This is a genomic window from Clostridium sp. 1001283B150210_160208_E6 (assembly GCF_015669365.1).
GTDB classification, from domain to species: Bacteria; Bacillota; Clostridia; order Clostridiales; family Clostridiaceae; genus Clostridium; species Clostridium paraputrificum.
The window spans coordinates 25,942-42,011 of sequence record NZ_JADPAA010000020.1; the positions used below are offsets into that span (position 1 = coordinate 25,942).

Here is a 16,070-nt window from a genome sequence, read left to right on the forward strand (position 1 = left end):
ACATTAAGTAAATATTCTAACTTTCTTAATCCTATTTTTATCTACTTCTTCCACAACGAATCTGATGTTATTAATAAGAACTTCTTCTTTTTCTTCAGGTATTCTTCCAAGTTCTCCTATTACTAATCCACCTACAGAATCTAACTCCTCAGACTCCATACTTACTCCTATAAGATCACTTATATCATCAAGTCTAGCACTTCCGTCTACTATATATTCGTCTTCTTTTACTACCTCAATCATTTCATCTTCATCATCATACTCGTCTTCTATTTCACCAACTATCTCTTCAATTAAATCTTCGATAGTTATTATTCCAACAGTTCCACCATACTCATCTAAAACTATAGACATGTGGTTTTTACTCTTTTTCATTTCCTTAAATACTTCTGTTATTTTCTTAAACTCAAATGTGTAGAAAGGCTCCCTTGTATAATCTGTAACCTTAAAATCTTCTTCATTTATATCTGCTATTATTAAATCTTTAACATTAAGTATCCCTATAATATTATCAATGGTTTCCTTATAAACAGGAATTCTAGAAAATTGTTCTGTTTTTATTATTTCTAAAACTTCTTTATATTTAAATTCAACATCTATAGCTGTTATATCAACTCTTTGGACCATTATATCCTTAACTTGCATATCTCCAAAATCAAAAACATTAAATATCATTTCTTTTTCTACATCTTCAAGGACACCTTCTTCTTCACTTACACCAACCATTGTCTTTAATTCTTCCTGTGTTATGAATGGCTCAGATGCTTTAGGGTCTCCCCCAAGAAGCCTTATAAACAAAGAAGATATACCTGTAAATACCGTTACAAGTGGTTTAAAAACAGATACTACTACTTTAATAGGTTTACTAACAATTAATGATACTTTCTCTGACTTTTGTTTTGCAATTGATTTAGGTGTTATTTCACCAAATATAAGTATTAATACAGTCATAACTAAAGTTACTATCGTAACAGCCTTATCACTACCTCCAAATAACTTTAAAGCTAATGAAGTTGCCAATGACGATGCTCCTATATTAACTATATTATTTCCTATAAGTATTGCTCCTAAAAGCTTGTTTGGATCCTCAATTAGCTTTTCCACAAGTTTTGATCCCTTAACCTTTTCATCTACCATATGTCTAATTCTTATCTTACTTAAAGACATAAGTGCTGTCTCTGACATCGAGAAAAATCCTGATAATATAATCATTATAATTAATAGAATTATCTCAAACGTGTAGCTAGAGTCCAACTATAATCACTCTCCTAATTCTCCTAAATATATTTTAATATTTATTATATCATAATATTTCTATTTTTTATATTAACTATTATGCCTAGAAATTCTAATATTAATATCATATATGAATCTAATTTATAACAAATTAAAAGTTTATAATTTTCGATACGTAAAAAAGTACTCAAGGAGAACTTGAGTACTTGGTATCCCCAGTAGGAATCGAACCTACATCTATCCCTTAGGAGGGGACTATTCTATCCATTGAACTATGAGGACATATTTAATTAAATTACATATAGATTTTATTACACTTACCATTAGTTGTCAACTTTATAGCTCTCTTAATTTTATATAACGTAAAAATAGAAGTCCTCAAAACTAGAGGACTTCTTACTTAAACCATTTGAACTTTTGAATTTTCTTTAAATACAACTCTAGCTCCCTTAACTGTTATAGATATTAAAGGCCAAGATAAAGCTGTAAATGCTCCTGCCATAACCCATTCTTTAATTGTTAATGGTGCTAAACTAAATACTTCCCTGCCAATTGGCGTCATATAGCATAATACAATACAACTTATCATACCTATTACTAATACAAGTTTAAATTTAGTAATAGGAAAAGATAATCTAATTAATATAATTAAGCTTATCCCTGCAAATATTAGTAGTGCTACAGACCTACTAACTTCTACACTAGCACCCGATAAGTAGCTCATTACATACCCTACTGTAGTAAAAGTAACCATGAACACACCATTTGGAATACTTGTTGTTAATATTCTTCTTAAGAACCCGCTCTTTACCCTACCTTTACATGGCAATAAAGCTAAGAAAAATGCAGGTATACCTATTGCACAACTACCAACTAAAGAGGCCTGTATTGGTAATAGTGGATAAGGTAACATTAATGCTGAAAAAATAAATGCTAAACACACAAAAAACACCGTTTTTGATAGAAATAATTCTGCCACTCTTTCTAAGTTATTTATTTGTTTTCTTCCCTCTTCAACTATATAAGGCAATGCTCCAAAGTCAGAATTTAAAAGTACTAGCTGAGCTACAGCCTTTGTTGCATCAGAACCATTTCCCATAGCTATTCCACAATCAGATTCCTTTAATGCTAATACATCATTTACCCCATCTCCTGTCATTGCAACAGTATGGCCATTAGCTTGCAATGCTTTTATAATATCTTTCTTTTGATGAGGGGTTACTCTTCCAAAGATCACATACTCATCTACAACCCTTTTTAACTCTTCAATATCCTCCGGTAAGGTCCTTGCATCTACATACTTATCCCAATTTTTTAAGCCTGCTCTCATTGCTACTGCTGAAACGGTAACTGGGTTATCTCCTGATATTACTCTTAAATTAACTCCTTCTTCTTTAAAGTACCTTAATACTCTTGGTGCTTCCTCTTTAATAACATCTTCTATATAAATTAACGCTTCTTCTTTAACTTGCGCTTTAATTCCATCCTTTAGGGAAGATTGTTCTATTCTTCCTAACAGTAAAATTCTTCTTCCTTTTCTAGCTTCCCTCTCAATTTTCTCACTAAACCTACTGTATCTATCATCCAATAATATTTCAGGTGCGCCTAATACCCAAGCTCCCTCACCTTGTATTACTATTCCTCCCCACTTTCTTCTAGATGAAAATGGTACTTTTTCTAATACATCTAAGGTTCTACAATCTTTATACCTTTCTAGTATAGCTAATTGAGTTGGATTCTTATTGGGTAAATTATGTACTAATGTTGATAATGCCATATCTACTAATTCTTTATCACTATTTCCTATTAACTCAACATTAACTAAATTAAGCTTTCCTTCTGTGATTGTACCTGTTTTATCAACACATAATACATCAACCCTAGCCAAAACTTCTGTAGCTGATAATTGCTGTACTAATGTTTTATATTTCGCAAGCTTAACTACAGATACTATAAAGGTTGCACTTGTTAGAAGAACTAAACCTTCAGGTATCATTCCTACTATTCCAGAAACAGCTCCTAGCACCGCACTTCTCCATCCAATATTACTAAAAACTGTTTGAGTTGTTGTTAAAATTATCCCTATTGGAACAATTAACCATAGTAGAAACTTTATTATTTTGCTTATAGAGGATTGTAACTCTGAATTAATTATCTTAAATTTTCTTGCTTCCTCAGCTAACTGAGACGAGTAAGTATTTGCTCCTACTTTCTTAACCTCAGCCAATCCTTCACCTGCAATAATAAAACTCCCAGATAATATTTTATCTCCATTTGTTTTATATACTGAATCAGATTCTCCAGTTAACATTGACTCATCTACTTCTAACTCATCACCATCAATTAGCTCACAATCAGCTAATACCTGGTTGCCTGAATCAAGGTATACAATATCATTTAAAACTAATTCTTCAACACAAACCTTTTTAATCTTTCCATTTCTTAATACCTTAGCATGAGCCATACTTAAAACAGATAACTCTTCTAAGGTGCTCTTAGCACTTAATTCTTGTACGACTCCAATAATGCTATTTACTATTATTACTCCTGCAAATATAGCATTCTTAGGAGATCCTGCTGCTATACAAACTAAAGCTAATATTATATTTAAAGCATTAAATATATTAAAAAAGTTTGCCCTGATCATTTGCCATATTGTTCTTGAAGGCGCCTTTGGTATTTTATTTACTTCTCCTCTTGCAATTCTATCTCTTACTTCATCATCTGTAAGACCTCTGCTGCTATTTTTTATTATAAAGGAGGAGTTGTTGATGTTATCATAAAAATTATCTCTACACTCCATACAATACTCCTTATATCTTTTACAATCCACTTTTATACTTTCATTTTACTTTTACAATCTTAAAATACTCTTAAATAAATAGAAAGATTGTATTAATTCTTATTTATATATTGTTATATTTATATGATTTATTATTCTTAACAAAAAAAGTAGGAGCCTATAACTTAGCTCCTACCTCTATAATAATTCCTTTTTAGTAAAATAAGCCACCCCTATACTTCCTGGTCCTACATGCAAACCTATTATTGGTCCTATAGATTGTATCCTTATTGGAATATTTAATTCTTCTTCTAACCTCTTCGCAAGTTCTCTTCCTTCTTCTTCACAATTTATATGATGAACTATAACATCTCCAAGACCATAATTTTCAATATCATCTAATACTTTATCTACTATTACATTAACTGCTTTTTTCTTTGTTCTCACTTTTTCAAAAACTGAAGTAACTCCATCTTTTACAGTAAGGATGGGTCTTATTTGAAGTATTGTTCCAAATAAAGCAGCCGCGCCACCTATTCTTCCACCTTTTTTAAGATACCTTAATGTGTCTGGTACAAATAAAAATCTACTAGACTTAACAACCTTATTAACTACCTCAACTACTTCCTCTATAGATTTTCCTTCCTTTGCAGCTCTTGCACCTTCAATTACTTGAAATCCCATCTGCATGCAATTAGTTCTTGAATCTATTATTTCTATCCTTGCATCTGGATACTCTTCCAAAACCATATTCTTTACTAAATGTGCACTAGAATATGTGCCACTCATTTCTGATGATAGAAATACTCCTACAACATCATCTCCTGACTTAACAATACTTTTAAATGTACCTAAAAGTTCATCTATACTTGGTTGGGATGATGTCGGTATCTCTTCTGACTGGTTCATAACCTCATAGAAATATTTATTGTCTAGATTAACTTCTCTATAACTTTTTCCTTGAAGAATAACATTTAATGATGTAATTGAAATATCATATTCATGTATTAATTCTTCAGAAATGTAACTTGTACTGTCTGTAACTAACTTTACTCCCATAAAATCACCACTCTCTATAAAATAGTTTATAATATTATACCATATATTACCTAGGATTTTTTACACTTTGTATTTTAACACCATCAGTACTTATTAAAAATTCTATTATTGTCTCATTTACTGGATTTTTGTTTATTCCAGCAGATCTTACTCTTATTACAACGATATACCTTCCTTTACATGCTAGAGGCGCACTTAAAGACTTAATCATCATTATCTCTGAAAAATTAGGGCAATATACATACCTTGGTCCATATATCTTTTTCATTTCTTTTTCTATATAGCTATTTAATAATGTAAATATTACTCCATCCTTTAACCTTGAACTTGTTACATTCTGAGGTACTTTAAAATTACTTTGCACCCTATCCTTCTTTATTAAATAATCAGATACTTGTCCCCATCTTTCTATCTTATTATATTTAGGATTAGTAGAGTTAAAGTAAACTATAATGGAAGAATCTATTAAATTTTTATTACCAAGAAAAATTCCCTTATCTCCATATACTATTGCTTCTAAAGCTAGTGAAAGTTCTTCCCTAAATATTATATCTCTTTTCTCTATATCACTAGAATTCCCCTCTCCATCTATACATAAGTAAACTTCTAAAATATATTTGTTATCTATCTCTTTCCAACATGATATAACTTCATCTCTATGCTTTGAAAATTTATCTTCCCTATACTTAGTATCTATAAACAAAAATAATTCTCCTGTTTCATCTGAATGTGTTAGTGTATAAAATCGATTTTGTATGTTTGTATTCTCTAATAATAAGTCATTCACTTCAATATGAAGTTTTTCTTTTATAAACTCTCTCACTTTCAATCTCCTTGATAATATTATTTATAATGCATTTATATGAACTATTAAGTTTATTAGTTCTTTTATTTATTATTAAGATATAATATACTGTTTTTATATGAAATTTTTGATTCTAGAAAGGAATTATATTTATGATAAGAACTATTTTATTTTATCCAGCAGTGGTCTTAAGCTTATTTGTTTCACTGTTGGCACTAATTAGAATTAAATATTTAGAACTTAGAGGAAAAACAAAAGAAAAAACAATATTTATTCATAAAGTAACAAGAGGTTGGGCTCGTTTTGTAATGAAAATGAGTGGTGCAGAAATTACAGTTAAAGGTCTTGAAAATATACCTAGTGACCAGACTGTTTTATTCATGGCAAATCACCAAAGTTTCTTTGATATCCCACTATTAATGAGCGTTATTGACGTTCCAAAAGGCTTTATAGCAAAAAAGGAACTTGAAAACTGGCCTGGAATAAGTACGTGGATGAGATATATAAGATGTATTTTTATGGATAGAGCTAATTTAAGAAAATCAGCTGAAGCTATCGTTGAGGGAATTAATATTCTTAAAAGCGGATACTCTATGGTAATTTTCCCTGAGGGAACAAGAAGTAAGGGTGGAGAGCCTCATGAATTTAAAAGTGGAAGCTTTAAATTGGCTCTTAAGCCAAAAGTTCCAATAGTTCCTGTTACTATAAATGGTACTTATAAACTATTAGAGAGAAATGGTAACAAGATTAAGGCTGATAAAGTTGAGGTTATTATTCATCCAGCAATAGATACTAAATCATTAAGCAAAGAAGAATCTTCAGCTTTACCAGAAAGAGTTGAATCTATAATCTTATCACCATTAAAATAAGCTTCATTATATTTTAGATAATAAAAAAAATGAGTTGTTGCTCTGTTGCAACAACTCATTTTTTTATTCCCTATCTAATTAGAACTTATTACATTATTAACCCACTTACCAGATCTTAACCTAGCAAACTCAAAGAACAGCTTAACTACTTCTTCTAAGCATATAAAGAAATATACAACATATACTGGTACTTTAAGAACTACTGCTCCTATAAATGCCATTGGAACAGCAAAAAGCCATATAGTACCTGCCTGAACTAACATTGAGTATGTCGTATCTCCGCCCCCTCTGAACACACCAACTATCATTACAACATTATATGTTCTTATTGCACAGAAAACTGCCATAATTCTTAATACATATATCGTGTCATTTACTGTACCTTCAGTAATATTAAACAGTTTTAAAATTGTAGGGGCAAATATCCATATTAATATACCTAAAATTAATCCAACTATAGGTGATACAACTCCTATTTTCTTAGAATAATCTACAGCCTCTTCCTCATGTCCTGATCCAATCTTATTACCTACCATTATAGCCGCTGCACTTGCAAGACCTATACAAAATACCATAAACATATTATTTAATGTAGTTGCTATTTGCATGGTTGCTACTGCACCTGTACCTATCTGTGCATACGCTATAGAGTAAGAAGTAAGTCCTAATGACCATACTAATTCATTTATTATTACAGATGTAGATGTTCTAAAGTAAGTTTTTACAAAAGTAAAATCAAAACTAAACAGTTCTTTTAGATTAGAAGATACTTTATTGTTCCTTATGTATACCTCAAATAATATATATAGCATTTCTATTACTCTTGCTAAAGTAGTAGCTAAAGCAGCTCCTGCTACTCCCATTGGCTTACAACCTAAGTTACCAAATATAAATATCCAGTTTAAAAATGCATTACTTAATACACCAATCAAACTTGCATACATTGTAACTTTAGGTTGTTCTGTACTTCTTAATGCAGATGAATACGCTTGAGTTACATTAGTTATAAGATAACTTATTGCAATAACCCTTAAGTACATCCCACCTAATTCTATTACACTTGGATCCTTAGACAATATGCTCATTATACCGTCTGATAAGAAGAATGCTCCTATTCCAAACAATAAAGATGCAATAAATCCTATGGTCAAATCTAATCCTAATACCTTTTTTATACTTTTAACATCTCTTTTCCCCCAATATTGAGACATAAATACGCTTGCACCAGCATTAATTCCTGATAAACAAAGCATAAAAATAAAGAAATATTGATTAGCAAGTCCTACTGCTGCAATAGCTTCTTCTCCTAACTTTCCAATCATTAAATTATCTACTAAATTTAGTGATGATGTTATAAAGCTTTGTATGGTTATAGGTATTGCTAATGTTAGCATCGTTTTAATAAACTTTTTATCCCTTAATATTCCCATAATTTCCTCCTTAGTTAAAATAAAAAAAGCACACGGGTAGTCTAGCCGCCCGTCTGCTAAAAAAGTTCTTATTAAATTCCTGATTTATTTTCTTATAATTAATGTATTTTGTCAACAAATATTCATTAATTCTTTATAGCTGTCTTCTATTTCTTCTCTGGATAAATTGCCAGCTTCTAGTACATCATCACTTAAGTTCTTTAATTTTTCATAATAGTTAATGCCCATTGCTATTACATTCTTGTCCTTATTACTTTTCTTTATCATGTAAAATAATATATCTTCTGCTTTATCATATTTTCCAACAATCTCATAAAACTTAAATATCTTTTTATTTTCATTTATCGTTAAATCATATACCGATAATAAATCTGAAATATGTATTCCATCTTGAAAATACCTTTTTTCTATATCACTATCCTCCATAAAAGCCTCATTTAAAGCGTCTATAGACTTTAGATAATACTTAATTTGACCTTCTTCATCTCCTGTGCTTTGACATACAAAACCTTGTAAACAAAGCAATTCTCCAAGAGCTATATACTTTTCTCCATTAAATTCATCTTCACGACTTATAATATCAATAACACTACTAAATGAAAGCGTGTCAATAGTCATTATATCTAATCCTACTAGCCCCTTTAATTGATTATTTATAGCCTCTTTAGCCTCACTAATATTTCCATTTATTATATTTTTATCAACTTCCCTTTTAACTATTTTTAGTGAATTTTCTATTTCTTTCATAAAATCTTTCTTAATCATAAGGCCCTCCATTTTACAGAAAATTTAATTATAGTATAAATATTATATAACTATAATTAAATATAAATTAAGTTAATTTATTTTAAATTTTCTATTTATTTATAGTAAGTTAAGGTCAAATTAAAATGTAAGAAATATATTTTTAAATTTTGCTTTTTGTTATAAAATTATAATACATTTACAACATAGGAGGAAATATATATGCAAAAGCTTCTCAGTAAAATGCGACAAGCTATAAATGATTTTAATTTGATAGAAAATGGAGATAAAATTGCAGTAGGATTGTCTGGGGGTAAGGATAGCTTAACTTTATTATATCTATTAAATGCTTATAAAAAGTTTTCCCCGGAATCCTTTGATTTAATAGCTATAACCCTAAATCCAGGTGGCGTAGATAACTCTCCCTTACATAAATTCTGCAAAGAATTAGAAATACCCTTTTATGAAATTAAAACTAATATAAAAGAAATAGTTTTTGATATTAGAAAAGAAAAAAATCCATGCTCTCTATGTGCAAACTTACGTAGAGGCGCCTTAAATGATAATGCAAGTAAGCTTGGTTGTAATAAGGTTGCATTAGGTCACCATAAGGATGATGCATTAGAAACTTTTTTACTTTCCATTTGTTATGAAGGTAGAATTAATTGTTTTTCTCCCAAAAGCTATATGGATAAAAATAACTTATCCCTTATTAGACCTATGGTTTATATAAATGAAAGCTCTATTAGAAAATTCTCTCTAAATAACAAGCTACCTATTATTAAGAATCCTTGTCCTGCTGACGGAAAAACTAAAAGGCAAGATATAAAAGAACTAATCAAAGATTTAGATAGAAAAATACCAGGTTTTAAAAAAAATATTTTTGGGTGTTTAAATAACCCTAACCAACTATTTATATGGGATAAAGAAAGGATAAAACACGAATAATATTCGTGTTTTATTGTTTTTTATTTTATATTTTTACAGTTTTGTATTGATTTTATGTATAAAATAAGCTAAAATCACCTTGTAGTTAGAACTTTTTTATTAAATTTAAATAAATTGTTCACTTATATAAATCCTACAATATGGGTTGGATGTTTCTACCGGGTTACCGTAAATTACTCTGGGCTATAAGTGTCTACTAAGTATATTATCTTAATTTACGAGGAGATGTTTATAATGAATTATGATGTAATTATAGTTGGTGCTGGTCCTGCAGGAATCTTTACTGCATATGAGCTTAAGAAACAAAAACCACAATCTAAAATTCTTTTAATTGAGGCCGGGAAACAAATAGATAAAAGACATTGCCCTAAGGACAGGACAAATGTTTGTGTTTCTTGCAAACCTTATTGTCATATCACATCAGGATTCTCTGGTGCTGGTGCATTTTCAGATGGAAAACTATCATTAAGCTACGAGGTTGGTGGCGATTTACCAAACCTTGTTGGAGCAAAAACTGCTCAAGAATTTATTGATTATACTGATAAAATATATCTAGATTTTGGTGCTGATACTAAAGTTGAAGGTATAGATAATAATGATGCTGTTAAAGAAATTAGAAGAAAAGCAATTCAAGGTGGACTAAAATTAGTAGATTGTCCTATTCGACATCTAGGTACAGAAAAGGCTCAAGAAATATACTTAAAAATTCAAAATCACCTATTAGAAGTTGGTGTTGAAATTAAATTTGATACATTAGTTAAAAACTTAATTATAGAAAATAATTCTGTTACTGGAGCCTTATTAACTGATGCCTTAACTAAGAAAAAGGATGAAGAAGTATTCAGTAATAAAGTTGTTGTTGCTACAGGTAGAAAAGGTGCTGACTGGTTAAAGGATATGTGTGTTGAACATAATATTAACCATTCTGCAGGTCCAGTAGATATTGGTGTTAGAGTAGAACTTAGAAATGAAGTAATGGAAAGTGTTAATAATGTTCTTTATGAATCAAAATTAATTGGACATCCTCTTCCATTTAAAGATAAGGTAAGAACCTTCTGTCAAAACCCTGGTGGCTTTGTAAGCCAAGAAAACTATGATAATAACCTTGCTATAGTTAATGGTCATTCATATAAGAACCTAAAGTCTGATAATACTAATTTAGCTATATTAAGTTCTCATAACTTTGCTGAACCTTTTAACGAGCCTATTGAATATGGTAAAAAGGTAGCTGAACTTGTTAATATGCTAGGTAATGGAAAGATATTAGTTCAAAGATATGGCGATATCTTAGATGGTAAGAGAACATGGGAACATGAGCTTTATGAATCAAACGTAAAACACACTCTTCCAGATGCTGAAGCAGGTGATTTAACATCTGCAATGCCATATAGAACTATGACCAACATATTAAACTTCATTGAAGCTATGGATACAGTAGTTCCTGGGTTTGCAAGTAGAGAAACACTTCTTTATGGTCCAGAAATTAAATTTTATAGTAATAAAATAAAATTAGATACAAATTTTGAAACTAATATAAAGGGACTTCACTGTTTAGGTGACTCAAGTGGATGGACAAGGGGTCTTATGATGGCTTCTGCTATGGGAGTCATGATGGGAAGACTTCTATAAATATAAAAACCTCTAGCAAAGTATTTTGCTAGAGGTTCTTTTTTTATCTATCAAAAATATAGCTTTTTACTAAAGCTACAGCTTCTCTTGTATAAAACACAGGAACTAAGTAATTTACTGTATTGCTTGAATATACTTCAATATTTTCATAGCCATTTCTTTTTGCTAACATACTGCTTCTGAAAGCATGAAAGTCTGTTGTAACTATCTTTACGCTTACGTCTTTTAATTCTTTATTACTATGTTCTTCAATTTTCTCCTTTGAAAACTTAAAATTTTCAGATGTATTTCTAGATTTATTTTCTTTTATAATTCTATCTTTGCTAACACCTTTTTCTAATAAATACCCTTCCATCGCCTCTGCTTCTGACATATCTTCATCTTCACCTTGACCACCAGAAACCACAATATAACTATCTTTATTATATTCATTAAGACAATATAATGCGGTATTAAGTCTATCTCTTAAAGTTTGACTTAACTCATTTCTATTATTTAGCCCTGCACCTAGAACAATAATATAATCAGTTCTCTCTATACTTTTCTTTGGATAGCATATTATAATACCCTCTATAATGAAAAAGACAACTAACCCAATACATATAAAGGTTTTAATCACCTTATCTAATAGCTTTAATTTTTCATTATTATATATTATCTTCTTAATAAAGTGATAAATTATTAATAATATACCAGATATAAAAAACACTTCACTAAAGGCAATTTTTCTAAAACTTAATAAATTCACCAATATAGAATATCCCATTAATATGCCACCTAAAGCTATATCTAAATTCTTTTTCATCTTATTTCCTCCCTAATACCTTATAATCTAATAGTATCAGAGGTAATTATTTCCGTAAACGTGATTATTGCCTTTGTAATTAATATGTAACATATTTTTCTATAAAGTATTAAGCAAATCTTTATATTCTTTCTTCATATCTAAATATATATTCATTATTTTACTTGACTTTATATTAGCCATATTCAATATAGAATCATAATTTAATATAACTAGATTTGTAATATCCTTATCTATTTTATTATTATTACTCATTTCTTTCAGTATATTAATCACTCTATCCTTACTGAAAGATTCTTTATAACTTCTTCTTCCAACTAATGCACTTAATATATCTGCTATAGCCAAAATTCTTATTTCTATAGATAGCTCATCACCCTTAAGACCAAATGGATACCCACTTCCATCAATCTTCTCATGATGTAAAGTAGCAATATCTCTAATATCGTCTATATTTAATCCACTTAAAATATCATATCCTATAATAGCATGTTCTTTCATTGCTTCAAACTCTTCATCAGTCAACTTGCTATCCTTCTCCAATATATGTACAGGTATAGATATCTTTCCTATGTCATGCAATATACCAGATATCTTTAATTTATATAATAATTTTTCATCTAGTCCTAGTAATTTCCCAATTTCATAACTTATAGCCTCTACTATTATGCTATGTTTAACTGTAACTTCACTTCTAAAATCTATAGCATAAGCTAACATTCTAGCATAATAAAGTACTTCTTCTCTTTTTAGCCTCTTATTTTTTAAGAAATCATATAACTCAGATTTATATGATTTATCTCTAAGTTTTGTATTAATATCATTCTTATTAATTGCATCTAAAAGTAATTGTACATTTTCTAAAGTATATATCTTAGACATCTTTTTAATTTCATAATTACTTAATTCTTTATTATTTAAAACTAGTACACTAAAATAATCCGATAAACCTAGCATTAGAGCCTCTATAGGTATATCTATATTTTTAAATTTTATATATTTATATGTAAAGTGATGTCCTAAAACAACCTTGTATAACTTACTTAATGGTGAAAAGTATTTAATAAACAATGCTCCATATATTGCATGTTCAAAAGGATTAAGAGAATCAATACTTAGCAATTCCGTCACTTCCTTGCCATTATAAAGTGTACTGTTGCAGGTCCTATAACAATCTACATTTAATAACCTTCTTACTTCACTTACTTTATGTATACCAATATCATGAAACATGGATATTATACACAAATCTATTATCTCACTTTCATCATTTGTTCCTTTTTCTTTTAATAAATTCATCATTATATACGCTACCTGTTCACCATGTTCTAGTAGCCTATTATCTATTTCATTTATTGTTCTATGTATAATAGTTATAATATCCTTTAATAGAACTTCTTTCATATATCATCTCTATTCCTTTAATATAAAATTAATATTTATTGTTATAAATTGATTAATTAATTATAAATCACTTATACATTTTTAGTAAATACTTTTCTTTTATTCTCCATGAACTTCCTTTCTCAACCTCTCTAGTTCTAATGATAACCTATCTACTTCTTTTCTAAGGTGCTCCATATCAGAAGAAGTCTTTGCTGTTTTCTTACCCTTTGATGTTGATTCCCCTGTTTGCGAATATGCACTGGATTTATTACTTTGTGGACAAAACGGATTAGTTACATTTTTATATTTAAGATCATAATAACGTCCTGGCCCACTTTGGAAATATTGTTGTTGTGCATTAAATGTTATTATAACCTGCCCAACTAGCATTAGCCAGTTACCTACAGCATTTTGAATATTAAATGGAAGGTTACCTGATATCGCCATACCAACTACTTGTCCTATTACAGAAAAAAGTTGTGGATTTAAATCTTGAAATCCTCCTGGAATATCTGAACATCCCTGTTCATCAAAAACCCCAGTAAAATTAAACATATTATAAAAAAACTCTTCAAATTCATTATAATTATCTGAATCCATAATTACCTCTTTTTCATCATGCTATATTATTATCTATTAATTAAAGTTTTTTTTATAACTCCAATCTTTAATTAAGTATAACTTTTATAAAAACTAATTAATAAATAACAGAAAAATATTAAAAAACCACACCTCTATAAATTTAAGAAGTGCGGTTTTTTAATAACTAATCTATTACTATATATTTATTTAGTTATATAAGATTTTTTACTATTATTTATTCTTATTAAAATTTTTTTATTCTGTCTTTCCTAAACAACCTATTATCATATTTATATAAAAATTCTTTAGTATAATCAACATCTGAAGGACAATCTATATATTCAAGACCTCTTTTTTGTCTTGTTTCATCTCCTTTTCCTGTTATTAAAATTACACTATCTTCATCTACATCCATAATGGCTTTTTCTATAGCTTTTCCTCTGTCCGTAACTATAGAATAATTGCATCCTTGAGCTTTAATATATGTAGATATTTCATTACATATATCTACAACTGATTCTTCTCCTGGATCTTCCTCTGTAATTATTACCGTATCTGAATATTTTCCTGAAATCTCACCTAAATCTTTACGTCTATCTATAGCCTTCTTACCAGGGCATCCAAAAACAGTAATTATTTTTCTTTCTGGATACTCTGCTTTAACAGATTCAAATAGCCTTTCAAAACTCAACTTATTATGAGCATAGTCTACAATGGCGATTACCTTATTATCCTCATTGTTGTAAACTTCCATTCTTCCCTTAACCTTAGCTTTTTTAAGGCCTTCATATATATACTTTTCAGGAATATCTAACGCCTCACATATTGCTATTGCTGCTAATGCATTTTCAACATTAAATAACCCTGGAATAGTTAATTGGAACTCCTTATTAAATCTCTTGGTTCTAGCCCTAAATAATATATTATTATCTTTCTTTCTAACATCATAACCATATACATCTGCTTCTTTCTTATCTAAGCCAAAAGTTATTACATTAGAACACTTCTTACTTGCTTTTAATACTTCTTCTAAGTGCTCAGTATTTAAGTTAATACAAGATATCTTACTTTGTTCAAATATCCTAAGCTTTGAATTAAAGTAGTCATCAAAATCCTTATGCTCTATATCACTTACATGGTCATAACCTATATTTAAAAAACATCCAACATTAAATTCTATACCTAATACTCTATTATATTTCAATGCTTGGCTAGATACTTCCATCTCCATATATTTCATTCCACTTCTAACAGCATTATCAAAATGCTTATGTAAGTCAATTGATTCTGGTGTAGTAATATGTGACTCTATATCTATAATACCATCATATGTATCTATAGAAGATATAACTCCACTCATTGGTTCATTAATGCTTCTTAGATATTCATCAAATATATATCTTATAAAATATGTAGTGGTAGACTTTCCTTTAGTACCTGTAATTCCTACTAAGTTCAACTTTTCCCAAGCTTTATTATAAAAATGATTTGATATATACGCCATCGCTTTTCTTATATCATTAACAATTATATAAGAACAATCATTTCCTAATTCATACTTATTTTCGCTTATATAGCAAACTGCTCCACCTATTATTGCGTCCTTTAAAAATTCTTCTCTAAAGTGTGCCCCTTTACATATAAATAAAGTATTTCTTTTTATATCTTTAGAATTACATGAAACGTATTCTATACAATTTTCTTGCTTACCTTTTATATTATATTCCAATACTAAGTTATGTTTTCTTAAAAGCTTTAGGTATTCTTCTAAACTACATATATTACTCATAAACTG

At 29.2% G+C, this 16,070-nt stretch carries 13 protein-coding genes, 1 tRNA gene and 1 riboswitch; of the genes, 3 read left to right on the forward strand and 11 right to left on the reverse strand.

Going from position 1 to position 16,070, the window contains the following annotated elements; all coding sequences use genetic code 11:
- Positions 1–3: 3 nt before the first annotated feature.
- The 5 genes from I4V16_RS15870 to I4V16_RS15890 all read right to left on the reverse strand — a co-directional run bounded on the left by I4V16_RS15870 (position 4) and on the right by I4V16_RS15890 (position 5,900).
- Positions 4–1,254 carry a hemolysin family protein gene (locus I4V16_RS15870; RefSeq protein WP_049178459.1) on the reverse strand — a complete coding sequence of 417 codons (1,251 nt, stop codon included), beginning with the start codon at positions 1,252–1,254 and terminating at the stop codon, positions 4–6.
- A 189-nt stretch (positions 1,255–1,443) separates the two neighbouring features.
- A tRNA-Arg gene (locus I4V16_RS15875) sits at positions 1,444–1,518 on the reverse strand.
- Between the two features lie 118 nt (positions 1,519–1,636).
- Positions 1,637–4,039, reverse strand: a complete 2,403-nt coding sequence (locus I4V16_RS15880; protein WP_049178458.1) for a cation-translocating P-type ATPase — start codon at positions 4,037–4,039, stop codon at positions 1,637–1,639.
- Positions 4,040–4,216: 177 nt separating this feature from the next.
- Positions 4,217–5,077, reverse strand: a complete 861-nt coding sequence (locus I4V16_RS15885) for a DegV family protein (RefSeq protein ID WP_111937917.1) — start codon at positions 5,075–5,077, stop codon at positions 4,217–4,219.
- Between the two features lie 46 nt (positions 5,078–5,123).
- A complete protein-coding gene (locus tag I4V16_RS15890) occupies positions 5,124–5,900 on the reverse strand; it encodes a staygreen family protein (RefSeq protein ID WP_111937916.1) in 777 nt (258 codons plus the stop codon).
- A 134-nt stretch (positions 5,901–6,034) separates the two neighbouring features.
- Between I4V16_RS15890 and I4V16_RS15895 the strand changes: the two genes are divergently transcribed.
- The gene (locus I4V16_RS15895; protein ID WP_099329390.1) at positions 6,035–6,751 is read left to right on the forward strand and encodes a lysophospholipid acyltransferase family protein; all 717 of its coding nucleotides are present in this window, start codon (positions 6,035–6,037) and stop codon (positions 6,749–6,751) included.
- Between the two features lie 74 nt (positions 6,752–6,825).
- Here the strand turns inward: I4V16_RS15895 and I4V16_RS15900 are convergent, their stop codons facing one another.
- Complete coding sequence (locus tag I4V16_RS15900) at positions 6,826–8,181, reverse strand: MATE family efflux transporter (protein ID WP_111937915.1); 1,356 nt, start codon at positions 8,179–8,181, stop codon at positions 6,826–6,828.
- 111 nt (positions 8,182–8,292) lie between these two features.
- On the reverse strand, positions 8,293–8,946 hold the full coding sequence (locus tag I4V16_RS15905) for a DUF6483 family protein (RefSeq protein WP_099329388.1): 654 nt from the start codon (positions 8,944–8,946) through the stop codon (positions 8,293–8,295).
- A 201-nt stretch (positions 8,947–9,147) separates the two neighbouring features.
- On the opposite strand from I4V16_RS15905, the gene I4V16_RS15910 reads away from it, so the two are divergent.
- Both I4V16_RS15910 and I4V16_RS15915 read left to right on the forward strand, forming a co-directional pair.
- Positions 9,148–9,873 (forward strand): ATP-binding protein, encoded by a 726-nt coding sequence (locus tag I4V16_RS15910; RefSeq protein ID WP_049179566.1) that lies wholly within the window; start codon positions 9,148–9,150, stop codon positions 9,871–9,873.
- A gap of 102 nt (positions 9,874–9,975) precedes the next feature.
- A riboswitch (purine riboswitch) is annotated at positions 9,976–10,079 on the forward strand.
- 28 nt (positions 10,080–10,107) lie between these two features.
- A complete protein-coding gene (locus I4V16_RS15915; protein WP_111937930.1) occupies positions 10,108–11,502 on the forward strand; it encodes an FAD-dependent protein in 1,395 nt (464 codons plus the stop codon).
- Positions 11,503–11,545: 43 nt separating this feature from the next.
- On the opposite strand, the gene I4V16_RS15920 is transcribed toward I4V16_RS15915, so the two are convergent.
- The 4 genes from I4V16_RS15920 to I4V16_RS15935 all read right to left on the reverse strand — a co-directional run bounded on the left by I4V16_RS15920 (position 11,546) and on the right by I4V16_RS15935 (position 16,064).
- Positions 11,546–12,307 (reverse strand): YdcF family protein, encoded by a 762-nt coding sequence (locus I4V16_RS15920; RefSeq protein ID WP_111937912.1) that lies wholly within the window; start codon positions 12,305–12,307, stop codon positions 11,546–11,548.
- 99 nt (positions 12,308–12,406) lie between these two features.
- Positions 12,407–13,711 (reverse strand): HD domain-containing phosphohydrolase, encoded by a 1,305-nt coding sequence (locus I4V16_RS15925; protein ID WP_099329386.1) that lies wholly within the window; start codon positions 13,709–13,711, stop codon positions 12,407–12,409.
- Positions 13,712–13,810: 99 nt separating this feature from the next.
- Entirely contained in the window at positions 13,811–14,293 is a 483-nt protein-coding gene (locus I4V16_RS15930; RefSeq protein ID WP_053089755.1) for a hypothetical protein, read from the reverse strand.
- A 226-nt stretch (positions 14,294–14,519) separates the two neighbouring features.
- Positions 14,520–16,064: a UDP-N-acetylmuramoyl-L-alanyl-D-glutamate--2,6-diaminopimelate ligase gene (locus I4V16_RS15935; RefSeq protein WP_195619223.1), complete on the reverse strand. Its 1,545-nt coding sequence runs from the start codon at positions 16,062–16,064 to the stop codon at positions 14,520–14,522.
- Positions 16,065–16,070 lie beyond the last annotated feature (6 nt).

Bases quoted from the DNA above. Each gene is read 5' to 3' on its own strand.
- I4V16_RS15885 (WP_111937917.1), bottom strand. From the start codon at position 5,077: ATGGGAGTAAAGTTAGTTACAGACAGTACAAGTTACATTTCTGAAGAA.
- I4V16_RS15905 (WP_099329388.1), bottom strand. From the start codon at position 8,946: ATGATTAAGAAAGATTTTATGAAAGAAATAGAAAATTCACTAAAAATA.
- I4V16_RS15915 (WP_111937930.1), top strand. From the start codon at position 10,108: ATGAATTATGATGTAATTATAGTTGGTGCTGGTCCTGCAGGAATCTTT.
- I4V16_RS15910 (WP_049179566.1), top strand. From the start codon at position 9,148: ATGCAAAAGCTTCTCAGTAAAATGCGACAAGCTATAAATGATTTTAAT.
- I4V16_RS15900 (WP_111937915.1), bottom strand. From the start codon at position 8,181: ATGGGAATATTAAGGGATAAAAAGTTTATTAAAACGATGCTAACATTA.
- I4V16_RS15895 (WP_099329390.1), top strand. From the start codon at position 6,035: ATGATAAGAACTATTTTATTTTATCCAGCAGTGGTCTTAAGCTTATTT.
- I4V16_RS15930 (WP_053089755.1), bottom strand. From the start codon at position 14,293: ATGGATTCAGATAATTATAATGAATTTGAAGAGTTTTTTTATAATATG.
- I4V16_RS15920 (WP_111937912.1), bottom strand. From the start codon at position 12,307: ATGAAAAAGAATTTAGATATAGCTTTAGGTGGCATATTAATGGGATAT.
- I4V16_RS15925 (WP_099329386.1), bottom strand. From the start codon at position 13,711: ATGAAAGAAGTTCTATTAAAGGATATTATAACTATTATACATAGAACA.
- I4V16_RS15935 (WP_195619223.1), bottom strand. From the start codon at position 16,064: ATGAGTAATATATGTAGTTTAGAAGAATACCTAAAGCTTTTAAGAAAA.
- I4V16_RS15880 (WP_049178458.1), bottom strand. From the start codon at position 4,039: ATGGAGTGTAGAGATAATTTTTATGATAACATCAACAACTCCTCCTTT.